Here is a 16496-nt window from a genome sequence, read left to right as displayed (position 1 = left end):
GCTTAGGCCGGTCTTTTTTTGGCTGGCTTCCAAGATTTAACAAGCTCTTTTTGATCTATCATTTTATAGACCCACTCGCGCCCATCTTTCACTTTTTCAAATAGCTTAAGTTCAACTAAACCATTCAACACAGTCGCCGCGGTATTGTACGAACAACCAAGATTGTCTTTCACATTGTTAATAGTAAAAGAGAGGGCTTTTTCACTTTTTGCTACTTGAAACACAGCCTGTTGTTTATCTGTTAATTTTCGATATAAGCCAGAATCCCAAAGCCATTTATTAAAAGCTTCAGACTCCTGCACTGACTCTGTATAAGACTCTTTAAATTTATTAATCGCTCTGATGATGATGCGGCATTGGTAATCTACAAAATAAGTCAAATCCATCTCATCCGTTTCTGTATAGAGATAGCTTTTTCCGTATTGTACTGGCGCTTCTTTCAACAAAAGACTAATGGCAATGTAACGAAAAGCTGCGAACTCATTTTTAAACATGTACCAATAAAACAGCGCTCTAGCGACTCGGCCATTACCATCATGGAAAGGGTGTTCATAGCCAATCCGAAAATGCAGCGTAATGGCCTTCACCAAAGGATGTATGTAATCGGCACTTTCTGCATCGTGATGGGATTCATTGACCCACTTTACTAACATATTAAGTCGATTGTTTAAGTTGTGTGCTTTTGGTGGTGTGTGAACCACCTCACCATCATTATTTTCAACTACAACATCATCTGTAGTTCTTATAACGCCTGGTTTATATTTGCCATCTTCAATGCCTTCAACACCAACTTTATGCAGCTCTTCGATGAGCTCAACAGTCAAATCTTTATGTCTATTTCCCCACGCAAACTTCATCATATTGAAGTTACCAAGGATCATTTTTTCATCAATGCTTCTGGGTTTTCTAGCCCTTTTAAGCATGTCTTTAGCGACTTTCGTTGTGGTTGCTGCACCTTCAAGTTGACTGCTACTGATGGCTTCGTCTTCAACCAAATCATTCAATAAATAGTCTAAATGTTTTTGTTCGCCTATCTTATTGCACATCCACTCCAACGCAGCCGTAGTGGTGTTTCTATCCGTCTCGCTGATAGCCTTTTGAATAATTGGGCTCATGTACAATGTAGCGGGTACTAAGTGCTTTCCAAGAAACGAACCATAAAGATCTTGTGATTGTCTTTTTCTGGCTTCTTTCATCAATGACCAAACTAATGTCGAATTCAGTTGTTTAGACAACCTATGCTTGATCTCATCAAAATGAAAGTATCGCCCTTTTGAGTCTACCGGAGCGTTGTACTCAAGATAGGGAAGAACTAGCACCCCATTCTGATAAATTTTCGTAATAGGGTTTTCTATCAATTCTTTCGGTGGATATGAAATCATGGTTATCTCAAAAATAGAAAATATTGAGATGAGAATAGCAAACCAAACCCAGCCTGTCTCAAAAATATGAAGAATTGAGATGAAAAAATCTAGTAGTGTTTGACCGGCTTAGGCCGGTCTTTTTTTGGCTTGGATAATTGGGAGGATTAAATTGTATTGGAAATGTTTGGATATGACGTGACTAAACAAAAAGATCAATGTGTCATTGGCTCATCGTCCACCATTAGAGCCTTTAGCTCATCCTGCAAGCTTTCGATTTTTTCGGCCAGTATATGCTGCTGAGAAGGGGGGATTTGGGCAATATCCTGCAACGATACTTTTTCTAAGTTTTCGAGCAAAATAACCAAATGTTGTATGCGGTCATCTTTTCTGTTCATGCGTGTTCTCTCCGTAGATGCATGGTGACCTCTAACCATAGACAACTTTTTCCATTTACTCTGTCATAAATAAGAAAAGTTATGTAAAAAATTGAAGTATTTACAGAACTCCGCACGAATAACAATCATTCTCTCAAAAAAAGAAGAAGTACCCCGAGTGTTAACCAACCCAACAGCTAATGATTTTTTTGGTAAAAACGCTGGCTGATTTCCGCAGCCAGATGAGACGCAAACATAGGGTGAGGAATAGGCGCTACCGCAAGTACGATATCAACTGATGGCAAGGAGGGAAGGTTAGAGCCCTCAATAATAGTAAGACCATAGGAAACACTGGATCGCGCCATCGCACTAATGCCTTGCCTTTTGCGCAGCAAGCCTTTAATTGCCGTCGCACTGGAACTACTGCACATCAATCGATATGCTCTCCCCTGTTTTTCTAAGCCATCAATAGCTGTACTGTGGAACTTACAGTCGGGCTCGTACAAGACCAAAGGCAAGGGAGTTTGATTCTCTATTAGAGAGTCTATTGGAGTGCCTATTAGCCCATCTGTTGGTGTACTCTCCCCTTTCACCCAAACGCCAGAATCATGTTTTAGCAGATAACCTTCTTCCGCATCTGGCGCACGAGTCAAAATGCCCACATCTATTTTTCCTTGGTCTAGCATAAGCCGCAGTTGCGTACTGCAATCACAAACGACTCGAATGCTCTGATGAGGCAAGGTCTCCCGAACCAATGCCACGATAGAAGGCAATATAGACTCAGCATAATCATCAGGACAGCCAATAGTTAAAGGCGGATGTTGCAGATGCGCTGAAAAGTGCCCCAAAGCCTCATCATGCAAAGACACCAGACGTCTTGCATAACTCACCAAATGTTGGCCTTGTTCTGTTAATCCGAGGTTGCGCCCTTCTTTTATGAATAAAGCGTGGCCAGTTTCTACTTCTAGCTTCTTCATCTGCATGCTAATGGCACTTTGTGTGCGAAAAGTCTGCTTTGCCGCACGAGTAAAACTGCCCGTATCTACGAAAGCGATAAAGCTACGAAGTACATCTATATCCATAAATAAACCATCTATCAACGTTTGGAATAGGAACAATCAAAACTATTCGTTAGTCATCAGAAAAACAAGCTGCAACAATGCTTTTCTTAAATAGTAGAGACATCAAAAAGGAACCTTGCACAATGAAACTGATCATAGGCAATAAAAACTACTCATCTTGGTCTTTACGGGGTTGGTTGGCGTTAAAAGCCTTCAATATTCCTTTTGAAGAAATAAAACTCAGCTTGTTTAGTGATGAATTCCATTCCGAACTTGCCAAACACTCTCCTGTCGGTAAAGTGCCCGTATTAGTGGATAACGATTTGAGCGTGTGGGATTCCCTTGCCATTTGCGAATACATCAATGAAACCTATTTAGATGGAAAAGGCTGGCCTGAAGATAAAAAAAACCGCGCCGTGGCACGCTCTGTTGTGGCTGACATGCACTCTGGGCTATTTGGTATTCGTAACGAAATGCCGATGAATTGCCGCGCTAATCGTCGTGTCGAACTAAGCGACACCGCCAAAAAAGAAATCGCAAATCTAGATGCTATTTGGTCTGGTTTACGCGCTAAGCACGCCCAAACTGGCGACTACTTGTTCGGTACCTTTAGCTTGGCCGATGTATTCTTTGCCCCTGTTGTTTTTCGCTTTTCGACTTACGGTATCAGGCTGTCAGACGCCGCCAGCGCCTATCACAAAACCATGTTCGCACACCCTGCAATGCAAGCTTGGTTAGAAGACTCAATAGCTGAAACTGAAATTGTTTCTGCAGGTGAAACAGGCGAAGCTGTATAATGCTTTTGTAAAAAGTGCTTTTCTGATTACAGGACTTCTTTCAAAAGAGTCCAATGGTATTATTGGCCACAGACAAAAAATTACTAAGACACTAACGCTGAACGGGAAACCCATTCGATGACATTATCTAAACTTGAAGACTTCCAAAACAAGGGTGTCCTTAAACTTTCCAATGTCATCGATATTGACCAAATTAACAATGTGCAGACTTATCTTTGGCAGGAAATTAACCGCAAGTTTGGCATTCATATCGACGAACCTAACACATGGTTTTCCAATGCCTATAACCCTGTCGGAGACGCCCGTGCAAAACGGCTGAACGGCATGGGGGCGATTATGCGAGACCTCAAAGCATCGGGTAAATTGGATGAAATAGAGCGTGCGATCCAGCCTGTTATCGATCAAATATTTGTCGATCACACTTGGCGCCCGCTAGACCTTTGGTATTCTTTATTGAGTTTTCCGGGCTCAGAGTCGGCTTGGAATGTGCCTCATAAATCTTGGCATAATGATGAACCAACGGTTGTCGGAGACGCCGAGCCTTGGAGTTTATTTATCTTTGTATTTCTCGATAATGTCACTGCAGATATGGGGGCAACAACGGTCGTATCTGGGTCCCATCGCCGTGCCGAGTCTCTCGCAAAGGCACTTGGAACATCTAATAACGAGGCGTTAATAAACGCCTTTGAATCGGTGAACAGCGGACTGTTTGAGAATCCTAACGACGTAACGCTACTGCCTATGGATCAGGTGTTAGACCCCCTTATCCAAGAAGACCCTTGGTTCCAAGAGCTGGTTCAAAAAGGCTCCGCTGATCAACGAATCCAACGATTCATTAAAGAAGGCAGTACGCTGCATGGCATCGAACAGAAGGTTGTCACATTGACCGGTGCCTCAGGCGATATCATTGTGTTTGATCCGCGCTGCCTTCACACTTTCTCTGCCAATGTTTCTAGTCTTCCTCGACAAGTATTACGCCTCGATTTTAGGCGCCAATTATAATCTACCTTCCAAGGCTTTCATGACCACAATGACACGCAACGACGAACAGACAGATCATTCAAATGAGACATTAAACAATGCGAGAAAAGCATTTGAAATCAGTTTGTCTAACTTCACCACGGATCACGCGGAGGTTATCAGCCACATGCAGGGAGTTGTTGAAATTTTGCTGGCACACAAACAGTTTGCCGAGGCATTAAACGAAATAGAGCAGTTAAAGAAGCTAGCGGCTTCGAACAAAAAGATAAAAATCGCCATGCTGGAAATGAAAGGCCATATCAAACAGGTTGGCGCTAGATCCGGCTTTCGATCTAGAGCCACCAAGAAATATACGACAAAAAAGCCTAAGAGCGCTTAAGCAAAGCGGAAGCTAGATGTCGTCCCCACAAAATCCCGAAAATAAAAAAGCCTCACAACCTAAGTAGGTTTGAGGCTTAATCAAGTTCACAATTCTTTATGGTTTCTTATACTCGGTAAAATCTTGCGTTTTGCCAGAAAACAATAAATCCTGCTGGACACGAGTAAATGTCAGTGCATCATCGACGCGTGAATCCACATCCGCAGGACAGGACACACTCTGTTTCAATAAAAAATCTTTCCGCCAGAGGTAGCATTGACGCTCGCTTGTGGCGAGATCAATTTCAGTTAAATAATCCCCCGTTAACCAACCAATGTTGCCATTGTGGTAATAATCCGCAAAGGCCGACGCAGGATCAGTATGAAACAAATCTCGACCAGCAAACCAAGGAATATTAGCGCCTAGCATACCTGCCACAGTCGGAACGATATCACGCTGAGAGGTAATCGCCGGGAAGGTCTTACCCATCTTCTCATGGCCCGCTGAATAGATTAGAAAAGGAATCGAGTACTCAGACAAATTAGAGGAAGTGAAACCCGCTGTATGGTCTGCCACAAAGGCGTAAATAACTGGTTTTTCGAATGTCATAGATGACATTTTAGCGAAAAAGGCCGAAAGCGCCTGATCGGAAAAGCGTAATACATTTAATTTAGATGAACGAGATGAACCATCGACAAACACACCTTCCACACCTTTTGGTAAGGAAATATCATGGGTGGTGTTGGTGTTAATGCCTAATAAAAACGGCTCTTTAATCGTATTTTCGACCTTATCAAGAATGAACGAGTACAAATCTTGATCGTAGTAACCCCAAGCGTTTTGGCCATATTGCGTTTTGTCATCGTCGAAATCTTCCTTGCCATAGCTTTTTTCAAAGCCTATCGCTTGGGCAAACGACCCAACACCGCTAGTATTTTTGTGTGATCCCTGAAAGAAACTCGTATCCCAGCCTTTTCGTTTCAAAATCTCAGGCAAACATTCGTAATCAAAGGACTCTAACTGTGTGTGGGCAACGGATTTTCCTAATGGGTTTTGAGAACTGCAAAAGATGGAATAAATACCTTCGGAAGTTCGATGTCCACCGGCAATCATCAAATCAGATGAAAACGATTTGGCTTTTAGCTGTTGAAAAAAAGGCGTGACAATTTGCCCGTCTGGCGAAATTTGGTTTTCTTGAGACCAACTTTCCAACAAAATAAACACTAAATTGTAGTCTTTAATATTATCTATGTTTAGGTTCAGTTTATCGCCGGGATACAGATGAGAAAGACTGCCTTCATCATGATTAATCACCACTTGCTGAAGTTTATTATTGGCACTGATGATCGAAAAAGCGGTGCTGTAAGCACCATTAAGACTCAACATAGCCTTTTTACTATCGCCAATGGCGTACGCAAAAGAAGGGTTCAAGGGTAGATCAGAAACACCGCCACGAAAAAAGAACACCGTAGATAGCAAAATAACAAACAGTTCGACGGGTAACATCAAGAAACCAGCTTTTCCTTTTTTGCGCTTAATCTTCACATTCAGTTGAAACGACAGGAAAAAAAGTATCGCAACAATGGCAATAACAGGGAGAATTTTGCCTGAGTCAAAAAAGATGTTCGTCCCTTGTGACATCAACGAAAAAGGCGTAGCAAGAAAGCTGGTCTCTTCGTAGGAAGTATGTCGATGAGCATCGGAGAAATACAACATGTCGGAAAATTGCATCGAAATTAACACGACTTGCAAAAACACCAGCACCAAGCGACTAAAACGATTCAATAAAAGGTAATTGATGACCAAAAAGAAAAAAGCAAAAAAAGCCGCAACGGCGAAATCAAACCATCCCCAAAAAAACGCATGCAAAATGCCTGTCGCCTCTAGATCTTTAAAGTAGTCAAAGTTGAAATATAAAAACGCGGCTTTAAGAATCAGAGTCGAAAAATAAAAAAAGACAAAGACCTTATAGAATAAAAACACTTTACTGGTTGAAAAAAAGGTATTCATAAATCCATCTATATCTGTGTGTATGCCCGATTAAGGCAGGTGACAAGTACGGGCAAGCCGCATTGCGGGTCAAATAGCCGAGCATTCTAAATCAAATCAACATCTTGTGACCAGTTTTTTGAACGCACAAACATAATGACAGTTAGGTAAAATGCCATGTGTATGAAATAAATCGACATAAAAATGGCGCTAAATCTGGTTTGATCTAGCGCCATAACAAGATGAAAAAAGTAAGAAAAAAGACTCAATCAAAGCGGAAGCTAGATGTCGTCCAGCCACCGAAGAGTCCTTCATCGTGATACACACAGGTTGCTTTGCTGTTTTCAGCGGCGCCAAGGGCAACCATCAAGGGAATTAGGTGATCTTCCCTTGGATGACAAAGGCGAGCATAAGGCGCTTTGTCCCACTCGACTAAGCTCGCGCTACGCTCTTTCGGCTCGGATTCTAATAAGGTTTCTTGCAACCAAGCATCGAACGCATTAGAAGGCTTAATGGCTTGCGGGCCTCTTAGTCCAAGATTATGAAAGCTCAAACCACTGCCGACAATCAATATGCCTTCTTCACGCAAAGGGGCCAATGCACGCCCCAGCGCCATGTGTTCTTCTGGATCAAGATCCGACTTTAGCGACAGCTGAACCAGTGGCATGTCCGCCTCTGGATACATCACCGCCATGGGAGCAAACGCGCCGTGGTCATACCCTTTTTTGTCATCAAGGTCGACAGGAAAGCCTGCATCTTTAATGAGTTCAGCAACACGAGCTGCGACGTCTGGCGCACCCGGCGCTGAGTATTTCACTTCATAGGTATGCGCAGGGAAGCCGTAATAATCGTATTCCATTCCCGGAGCGGGACTAGATTGAACACCAAAAGTTTTACGTTCCCAATGGCCAGAGATCATCAAAATCGCTTTTGGTTTTTCAGGCAATTCTTGGGTCATTCGAACCAAAGACGCTTCAAGATTAGAAAACATGGCGCGCATGTCGGTCATGTAAGGCCAAGGGCCGCCGCCGTGAGAAATAAAATAAGTGGGTAACATAAGCATTCACCTCTAAAACTAGAATAAATAACCAACTCGCGAAGAACGGAATTGGCTTTATTTGATGCGATCAGTCTAGGCCTGTGAATCATGTTGATCAATATGCATCCGGTTAACCCATCATTTCATTTTAATTAATAATGTAGATAAAAATACTATTTTAGTTTCTTTTCGATTAAAAAAGAAAACCTTCATCATTTAATCGATGAAGGTATCTTCTTAGCCATTAGGCTTTCTCATGCTTGCCTTTTTCATAGGTATAGACACGTAGACGATGACCATCTGGATCGAGCGCGGTGAACGTCGTGCCAAAGTCCATTTCCGTTGGTTCTTGAATGATGTCGACACCCAGCTCTCGCCATTTTGTGTAAGTGATTTGTAGTGTAATCATGTTATCGAGAGTCAGCGCCACTTCCATGCTACCCGCGGGTACATCCTTGGCTTTTGGTAATACATCTTCCCACGCCCATAAGCCAAATTTTGCGCCCGTTTCCGAAACAAACAAAGCAAAACCTTCGCTTGCTTCCACAGGTTCGCGGTCGAACAAAGGACGATAAAAATCCACACTGCGCTGAACATTATCCACATATAAGATGGTGAAATTTGAAAGATCCATACTGATAATCCTATTCGCTGTTTATATTTCACGTTAAAAGTTTAGTACTTCAAATCAAGCTTTGGCTCGATAAAATGAGAATAAACAAACAGAGTGTCAGATCTTGTCAGCAGTGATGCAAAGCAAGCAAACGCTGGGAACGAACCACCTTGTTACTCCCCGCTAGAGGCTTGCTGGTTAAGTGGATAATCCGCAAAGCCAACCGCTAACTTGTCCAATGTCACATCTCGAAAGCGTTCTAACAATAACGCTTCGGCTTCAATCAATACGTCACTAATGGCTTGGTTAACGGCGATTTCAATTGGGCACGATGTATGCTCATCAGACAGTCCAATGGTAAACACCGAGCTTTCACCAAGCGCGTTATGAATATCTAACAAGGTGATATCAGACAAGGCCGTGGCCAATGACCAACCACCACCGTGACCTTTAACCGAAGTGACGTAACCTTTGTCTCGTAAGCCAGCCATGGTGCGACGCACTACAACAGGGTTGGTATTGAGCATGCTGGCAATTTTTTCGGACGTCGCAGGCGCATCCAACTGATCCATGTGAATCAGTACGTGCAACATACGGGATAAACGGCTGTCTTTTCTCATCAGGGATCTCATGGCGAATAACAATCCGTACATTGTAACTTAGATTATCACGAAACATTAAAAGCATCATGAGTTGACTTTGATATTTCACGTAACTTATGATGTTTCTTAATATCATTATGTTCGACAGAAATAAGGAACGGCTCAATGCAACTTGACGTTATCGTAATTGGTGGAAGTTTTGCGGGACTATCTGCCGCCATGCAGCTCGCAAGAGGACAAAGAAAAGTCACAGTAATAGACGCCGGTGAACCCAGAAATCGCTTCTCTGATCAATCTCATGGCTTTTTCGGTTTGGACGGCGTATCTCCGTTCGCGATTCAACAAGAAGCCTATCGTCAGCTGCTTAAATACCCGACAGTAAACATTGTCAAACACAGGGCAGTAGCAGTCGAAAAAAATGCTTCTGGGTTCGGCATCACGCTTGAAGACAACACTACTCTTCGTAGTAAGAAGCTCATATTAGCAACGGGCTTAAGGGATGAGTTGCCCAGTATTCCGGGTCTAAAAGAACGCTGGGGAGCAACAGTAATTCACTGCCCTTATTGCCATGGTTATGAAGTACGTAATCAACCACTCGGCGTTATCGCAACCAGTCCTTTGTCAGCTCATCAGGCAGGTATGATTCCAGATTGGGGACCAACCACGTATTTTACTCAAGGCCTTTATGAGCCGGATGAAGAGCAACGCGCTTTTTTATTAAAGCGCGGTGTTACCATTGAAAGCACCCCTGTATTAGAAGTACTGGGACGAGCGCCAGAAATCACTTCAGTTTACCTTGCCGATGGTCGCACCCTTCGTATCGCCGCACTTTTTATTGGTCCAAAAACTCATATGGCAAGTCCGTTTGCAGAACAACTTGGATGCGAATTTGAAGACGGGCCGCTTGGTTTGGTTATTAAAACCGATGCTTTAAATCAAACGTCGATAGAAGGCGTGTTTGCCGCTGGCGATGTGTCTAACCCAATGCAAAATGCCACCTTAGCATCAGCGTCTGGAGTCATGGCTGGAGTTGGCGCTCATAAGTCATTAATGCAAGACTAAAGACTTCGTATCTTTAAATGGGGAGTCGGAACTCGTCTGACTCCCCATTTTTTTACTTCATTATGTGAAAATCTCATGTAATGAATATCTCGTTTGCTGCGCTTTTGAACGCTATTTCGATACGACATCCGTGTTGAAAATGCCTGTTAAGTAAATGCCTGGTCATGTTTGCGCAATATTCGATGACACAAGGGTTAAAGGTCATTTTTCTGTCAATTTTTAAGTCCTGATAAACGCGTTATTGTGGAAAAAGAACAACCAACATAGCTATTTATCAGGAGATAAAAACATGTCTTTTAACATCGCAAAACGCACGCTTCTCAGCAGTATTATTGCAGCGTCTTCAATCTCAACATTAGCGCTTGCACAACAACAGGAAGGATTCACCCTTACGCCAAGTATTGGCTACTACAATATGGACAGTGATCGAGATACCAAAGACGACAAAGCTTACTCTCTAGGTTTGGGTTATCAGTTTAACAATCCATGGGCGGTGGAGTTTGTCTACCTAAACGCCGATAGTAAACAGTCTGGCAGTGGCAACGACGTCGATGTAGATCAATACCGCTTAGACGGTTTGTACCACCTGCCCAATATCAGTTCACTGAATCTAACACCTTATTTAGCCGCAGGTGTAGGAACGGCTGATTTTAGTAATGGTGGTAATAACAATACACAGGTCAATGCCGGTGGCGGTTTAAAATACGCGGTTAATGATACTGTTTCATTACGTGCTGACTTCCGTCTGGTTGATGATGTCGAAGATCATCATCTCGATAATGTCACCTCTTTAGGTGTGCAAATGACCTTCGGCAGCCCGTCTAAAAGCTCAACATCCAACGACGATAGCTACACGCCAGTCGAACAAACCTATACTCAAACAGAAACTGAGCCAGCGCAAGACGCTCAACCACAAGAAGCGACTCAACCAGACGTCGTTTACTCAGAACCAACCGAACAAGTGCAAGACGAGGCTGCCACCACTTCACCAATGACCGAAGACACAACGGCACAGACAAATGAAATGGTTCAAGAAGATGCCATAGACGCATCACCTTCGACGGAAGAGACTCCTGAGCAAACAGATGTTATGGCTGAGCCACCGGGAAAAATTAACATCCAATTTGGTCTGAATAAAACCAATGTTGAGCAGAAGTTTTATCCGGAAATAGAAACAATCGCTACTTTCCTTAAAGATAACCCAGGTAGCACAGTGGTCATTGAAGGCCATACCGATGACTCTGGTGCGGCAAGCTACAACCAAATGATTTCTGAAAAGCGTGCTAAAGCCATTGCTGATGTATTAATCAGAACATTTGAGGTATCTGAAGACCGTGTCACTGCGATTGGTTATGGTGAAGAAAGACCTATGGTAGAAAACAATAGCGCCGAACATCGTCAGACGAATCGTCGAGTGATCGCAGTTATTTCAAACAACGGATAGTCACCTCATAAATACTCTTAGTTTTTACCTCCTTAAACTAAGCTAATTCAAAAACGCCCAACAACCTTGTTAGGCGTTTTATCTAATACTCCTAGACAACCGTCAAAGGACTTGGTTGAGAAATAAACCATCACTTCCATTTCTTGAAAACATGTATTATAAAACATGAAAAAACTGAACATTACCTCATCTAATACCATCAATGTTCTGTTAAAGTCAGGCATCATATTAAGGTAAGAGTAGAAGACTTTTACATATTCACATTTTATGAAGCGCAGGACGGATTTTTGACGTTATGACACACTCAGAAATCACCCATTATTTTCTATATACTTCCACAGCCTGAAAATAAACTATTGTAAAATCCAAATCGATTATCTTATAATCAATGTCATTTTAAAATCATTTCAAGTAAAGGAAGACATTTATGTATGATGTATCCATCATAACCGTTAATTTTAATAGTTCTGACGATACGTTAAACATGATAGACAGTATCAGCAAAAAGACTTCATTAAACTACGAAGTCATTGTCGTTGACAACAATTCAAGTCCAGCAGAATATAAAAAATTACATATCTTACAAGGAGTAAGACATGTAAAAGTAGTACGAAGTCAAATAAACTTGGGATTTTCTGGTGGAAATATGCTAGGAGTAAAAGCATGTTCTTCAGAATCAAGTTACCTTTTCTTTTTGAATAATGACACTCTTTTATTAGACAACACTGTAGATATTTTATTCAAAAATTGTGAAGATGACGCTTCTATTGGTTTAATTTCTCCTCAACAATACGATGAAAATAATAAAATAGTTTCTAGTTTTAAATATTTTCCTAATGCGTTAGAGAGTTTTTTAGGTAGAGGTTTTGTCAATCTAATTTCAAAAAAGAAAATATATAGTAACAAAAAAACCTACAATTCTATTATTGAAGTTGGTGTGGTAAGTGGCGCTTCAATGTTTTTCAGAAGAGAATGCTTTAATAAAACAAAAGGTTTTGATACTAATTTCTTTTTATATTGCGAAGAGGAAGATATTTCTAAAAAAGTGTGGAGTACCGAATTTAAAGTTTGTTTTAATTCTATGGCAAAAATAGTTCATTTTTGCGGAAAAAGTACAGAAAGGAGCTTTGAAATAGAGCGCGAATCAATCATCTCCTATTATCGATTAATAAACAAACACTTAGGTTTTTTTAACAAATCTTTTCTTAAACTATATATGTTAATCAAGTATTTTAAGAGACGAAAAAGAAGCAAAAATAATAAAAATCTATTCCGTTTCCTATTAACTCCCAACAAAGATAAATACAGTTTAAAGCATAGCCAAAAAGCCTCGATTGAATAGTTGCTAACATTAAAAAAAAACAATTTTTGCCAGTCAAAAATCCAACTCTTAATTGCCTAAAATAGCACCTAAAAAACACCTTCCCAGAGAACTTGTCGAACTAATTTGTGAATTTCTTGTTCATAACCGTCATTCTTCTGCAAAATCATATGCACTCGAATCACAATTACTTTCGGCAACTTTTAAGTGAAAAGTAATTGTAATAAACGGCGCTTTTCCTACACCATTTAAAGCATTTTTCGATCATCCAATTGTTTGAATATCATCACTTCAGTAAAGCTTCTGTCATGATTGAGTAGCAGAGGTTCATGTCCCATTTTTTACGCATTTTAAGAGGGGTTTTCAATGGTTAAATTTGGCGTAATCTTGATAACGAACAACAAAACGTTATGTTCATTAGGAGAAATTAATATGTCTACATCTTTTAAAAAACGCACTCTTTTTAGCGGTGTCTTAATTGCTTCATCACTCACTACAATGGCATACGCAGAACAACCAAAGCAAGGTCTGACCGTCACACCAAGCATCGGCTACTACAACGCAGATGGTGATCGACAAGCAGGCAATGATACTTCTTATTCCATCGGTGTCGGTTACCAAACCAATAGCCCATTAGCACTCGAAGCGGTTTATTTGCATTCAGACGCAAGTAAGCACGGTCGTAATAACGACTTGAATCAATACCGAGTAGATGGCTTATATAGCCTTCCTGAGTTCAGAACAACGAACCTAACACCTTACCTAGCCGCTGGCGTCGGTGTCACGGATGTCGATGGTGATTCAAACAACCTACTGGTTAACGCGGGTGGTGGTGTGAAATACGCCATTAATAGTGATGTAGACCTTCGTGCAGATTTCCGCTTAGTACAGGATATCGAAGACAACTATCTAGATAACGTGGCGTCTGTTGGCGTGCAATATAGTTTTGGTATGCCTAACCAGCAAACATCAGATTATTAATCGATAAAATTTCGAACATGGATGTATTTAACTGATATTAAAGATGAAATGAAAAACGCCCAATGACAACATTGGGCGTTTTTTTATACCGCTGACTTTATACCTGCGACGCAAGCTAAGATTAGTTCGCTTCAATCCAAGAACGCTTTCACGCCTTGCGCGGCTAAATGCCCGGTAGCAAAACAAGCCGTTAACAAATAGCCACCTGTTGGCGCTTCCCAATCCAGCATTTCACCAGCACAGAAAACACCGGGCATGACTTTCAACATGAGCTTTTCATCAACACTGCTTTCACACACTCCACCAGCACTCGAAATAACCTCTTCTATCGGCTTAGTTTTGTAAAAGCTAACAGGCACCGCTTTTAAACATCTCGCCAAGATTTCTGGTGTTTGGAAGGCTTCTTTAGGAAAAGATTCATGCAGCAAAACAGCTTTCACACCTGTGATGCCCAAGGTACGCTTTAAGTATTTGCTAAAGGATTCTTTTGGCTTGGTATTATGCAGTTTTTTGATCACTTGTTCTTCATTTTGCAGAGGTAAAAAGTCCATCAACAAAGACGACTTACCCGAGTTATTAATGCCATCACGCAAGTATTTAGAAAACGCATAAATCAGGCTGCCTTCCATACCGTCTTGCGTGACAATACATTCACCCTTTTTCGTCACCACTTGCCCGTCTTCTAACGTAAAAGAAAACGCCACATCTTTGAGTGGACTACCCGCGAATTTCGTTTTTAGATGCTCACTCCACTCACTGTAAAAACCGCAGTTGGCACTTTGCAATGGCGCCACATCAATGCCTTTTTCGGTCAATACCGGAAGCCAAGCACCATCTGAGCCCAACTTCGGCCAGCTTGCACCACCCATTGCCAATACAATCGCATCAGCCTGTGCAGTCACGTTGACTCCAGCGTGATCAAACACCACTTCATTGGCCGACAAGCCGACCATTTTGTGACGCATATGAAACTGCACACCAGCGTCGCGCAACCGCTTTAACCAATTGCGCAACAACGGCGCGGCTTTCATGTCTTTGGGGAAAACTCGGCCAGATGTGCCAACAAAGGTCTCGATACCTAGCTCGTGGATCCATTCGCACAAGGCATCGGCATTAAATTGACTAATTGACGTATCCAGCCAATCGGCTTTGTCATAATAACGGGAGATAAAATCTGTATAAGCTTCGGAATGGGTAATGTTCATGCCACCAACACCTGCCAATAAAAACTTTCGGCAAGCACTGGGTTTTGCATCGTAAACATGCACCTGATGACCTGCAGCACAAATCCCTTCCGCTGCCATCAAGCCTGCAGGGCCTGCACCAACAACAATGACTGTTTTTTGCTTACGCACCGCTTCTTGCATACTTGCCAACATCACTTTACAGAGTTACTAAAAAAGAAGTGCATGATAAAGAGTTTTGACTCAGGCTCCAATGGTTTCACTATGAATAAGAATACTTTACCAAAGATCGAGCAGCCAATATTTCGATGTGACTCCTTTTTTATAGGTGTTATTATTCCAACATACGAAACTTAAAAAGTTGGAATGCAAGTTACTAACTTTAAAATGAAGGATATTAAGTGAAGGTCAGTTTAATTGTTGCGGTCTACAAGGATATTGAAGCCTTGTCATTGATTGTAGAATCACTAAAAACACAAACCTATAAAAACTTTGAACTTATTGTTGCCGAAGATAATAACGGCGACTCTATGCGAGAATTTGTTAACACAGTCAACGATATAGAAGTGATACACACCTCTCAAGATGATATTGGAATACGTAAATCACGGTCACAAAACAATGCGATTTTAGCCTCAACAGGTGAGTATCTTGTTTTCATTGATGGTGACTGCATACCTTACAGTACCTTTATCGAAAACCATGCTTTATTGGCGAAACAAGGACAAGTACTTGCTGGACGCAGAGTGAATTTAGGACCTAAATACAGTGAAAAAATCCGCGCAGGTAAAATGAACACATTAAAGCTAGAAAAACAATTCATCTGGCGGTTACCCAGCCTGCTCAAGGACGGCCAAGAAAGTCATTTAGAATCAGGCTTATTACTTAATCCAAAAGGCTCTATTTTTCAAAAATGGATTTATCCCAAAAGCCCAAAAATCTTAGGATGTAATTTCTCTTGCTTCAAAAAAGACCTCATTGAAATAAATGGGTTTGATGAGGCTTATGGAGAAAGCGCTTTACCTGACGACACGGATATCGAATGGCGCTTTAAAGCATATGGACTCACTATTCGATCTTGTAAGTTTGCCGCCAACCAATTCCACCTATACCACTCACGAACTTACAGAGATAATATCTTCGATGACTTCGAAACAATGTATAGCAGGCAATCACAAGGGCTATACAAAGCTCAAAAAGGCTTAGACACACATTAGACACACATTAGACACACATTAGACACACATTAGACACACATTAGACACACATTAGACACACATTAGACACACATTAGACACACATTAGACACCTTTATTGTTAATATTA

16 protein-coding genes are annotated in these 16496 nt (G+C 41.5%); 8 read left to right on the top strand and 8 right to left on the bottom strand.

The genetic code is table 11. The features are described from left to right. Positions 1-2: 2 nt before the first annotated feature. From ACO05V_RS04510 to ACO05V_RS04500, 3 genes are all read right to left on the bottom strand, one after another. Positions 3-1382: a Fic family protein gene (locus ACO05V_RS04510; RefSeq protein WP_421847937.1), complete on the bottom strand. Its 1380-nt coding sequence runs from the start codon at positions 1380-1382 to the stop codon at positions 3-5. 194 nt (positions 1383-1576) lie between these two features. Then, positions 1577-1759, bottom strand: coding sequence for a hypothetical protein (locus ACO05V_RS04505; RefSeq protein ID WP_421847935.1), 183 nt, complete (start codon positions 1757-1759; stop codon positions 1577-1579). Between the two features lie 176 nt (positions 1760-1935). Next, positions 1936-2820 (bottom strand): LysR family transcriptional regulator, encoded by an 885-nt coding sequence (locus ACO05V_RS04500; RefSeq protein WP_421847933.1) that lies wholly within the window; start codon positions 2818-2820, stop codon positions 1936-1938. Positions 2821-2942: 122 nt separating this feature from the next. Between ACO05V_RS04500 and ACO05V_RS04495 the strand changes: the two genes are divergently transcribed. The 3 genes from ACO05V_RS04495 to ACO05V_RS04485 all read left to right on the top strand — a co-directional run bounded on the left by ACO05V_RS04495 (position 2943) and on the right by ACO05V_RS04485 (position 4956). Then, a complete protein-coding gene (locus tag ACO05V_RS04495; protein WP_421847931.1) occupies positions 2943-3596 on the top strand; it encodes a glutathione S-transferase family protein in 654 nt (217 codons plus the stop codon). Between the two features lie 117 nt (positions 3597-3713). Then, the gene (locus ACO05V_RS04490) at positions 3714-4598 is read left to right on the top strand and encodes a phytanoyl-CoA dioxygenase family protein (protein ID WP_421847929.1); all 885 of its coding nucleotides are present in this window, start codon (positions 3714-3716) and stop codon (positions 4596-4598) included. A 19-nt stretch (positions 4599-4617) separates the two neighbouring features. Beyond that, positions 4618-4956 (top strand): hypothetical protein, encoded by a 339-nt coding sequence (locus ACO05V_RS04485; RefSeq protein WP_421847927.1) that lies wholly within the window; start codon positions 4618-4620, stop codon positions 4954-4956. Between the two features lie 96 nt (positions 4957-5052). On the opposite strand, the gene ACO05V_RS04480 is transcribed toward ACO05V_RS04485, so the two are convergent. The 4 genes from ACO05V_RS04480 to ACO05V_RS04465 all read right to left on the bottom strand — a co-directional run bounded on the left by ACO05V_RS04480 (position 5053) and on the right by ACO05V_RS04465 (position 9196). Next, on the bottom strand, positions 5053-6945 hold the full coding sequence (locus tag ACO05V_RS04480; RefSeq protein WP_421847925.1) for an LTA synthase family protein: 1893 nt from the start codon (positions 6943-6945) through the stop codon (positions 5053-5055). Between the two features lie 244 nt (positions 6946-7189). Further along, a complete protein-coding gene (locus ACO05V_RS04475) occupies positions 7190-7981 on the bottom strand; it encodes a DODA-type extradiol aromatic ring-opening family dioxygenase (RefSeq protein ID WP_421847923.1) in 792 nt (263 codons plus the stop codon). Positions 7982-8207: 226 nt separating this feature from the next. Continuing rightward, positions 8208-8597, bottom strand: coding sequence for a VOC family protein (locus tag ACO05V_RS04470; protein ID WP_421847921.1), 390 nt, complete (start codon positions 8595-8597; stop codon positions 8208-8210). 152 nt (positions 8598-8749) lie between these two features. After that, positions 8750-9196, bottom strand: a complete 447-nt coding sequence (locus ACO05V_RS04465; protein WP_421847919.1) for an Rrf2 family transcriptional regulator — start codon at positions 9194-9196, stop codon at positions 8750-8752. 147 nt (positions 9197-9343) lie between these two features. Between ACO05V_RS04465 and ACO05V_RS04460 the strand changes: the two genes are divergently transcribed. The 4 genes from ACO05V_RS04460 to ACO05V_RS04445 all read left to right on the top strand — a co-directional run bounded on the left by ACO05V_RS04460 (position 9344) and on the right by ACO05V_RS04445 (position 13986). Continuing rightward, positions 9344-10240 (top strand): NAD(P)/FAD-dependent oxidoreductase, encoded by an 897-nt coding sequence (locus ACO05V_RS04460; protein ID WP_421847917.1) that lies wholly within the window; start codon positions 9344-9346, stop codon positions 10238-10240. A 289-nt stretch (positions 10241-10529) separates the two neighbouring features. Next, on the top strand, positions 10530-11684 hold the full coding sequence (locus ACO05V_RS04455) for an OmpA family protein (protein ID WP_421847915.1): 1155 nt from the start codon (positions 10530-10532) through the stop codon (positions 11682-11684). A 427-nt stretch (positions 11685-12111) separates the two neighbouring features. Next, on the top strand, positions 12112-13026 hold the full coding sequence (locus ACO05V_RS04450) for a glycosyltransferase family 2 protein (protein WP_421847913.1): 915 nt from the start codon (positions 12112-12114) through the stop codon (positions 13024-13026). A gap of 411 nt (positions 13027-13437) precedes the next feature. Further along, positions 13438-13986 carry a porin family protein gene (locus ACO05V_RS04445; RefSeq protein WP_421847911.1) on the top strand — a complete coding sequence of 183 codons (549 nt, stop codon included), beginning with the start codon at positions 13438-13440 and terminating at the stop codon, positions 13984-13986. A gap of 131 nt (positions 13987-14117) precedes the next feature. Here ACO05V_RS04445 and ACO05V_RS04440 read toward each other — a convergent pair whose 3' ends face one another. Further along, on the bottom strand, positions 14118-15353 hold the full coding sequence (locus ACO05V_RS04440; protein WP_421847909.1) for a TIGR03862 family flavoprotein: 1236 nt from the start codon (positions 15351-15353) through the stop codon (positions 14118-14120). Positions 15354-15571: 218 nt separating this feature from the next. Here ACO05V_RS04440 and ACO05V_RS04435 point away from each other — a divergent pair, with 218 nt between their 5' ends. After that, positions 15572-16387 carry a glycosyltransferase gene (locus tag ACO05V_RS04435; protein ID WP_421847907.1) on the top strand — a complete coding sequence of 272 codons (816 nt, stop codon included), beginning with the start codon at positions 15572-15574 and terminating at the stop codon, positions 16385-16387. The last annotated feature ends 109 nt before the right edge of the window (positions 16388-16496 follow it).

The sequence above is a fragment of the Marinomonas sp. genome, from assembly GCF_965225885.1.
In the GTDB taxonomy this organism is placed as follows: domain Bacteria; phylum Pseudomonadota; class Gammaproteobacteria; order Pseudomonadales; family Marinomonadaceae; genus Marinomonas.
Note: the sequence above shows the minus strand (reverse complement) of the source record. Positions and strands in the feature narration are given on the sequence as shown.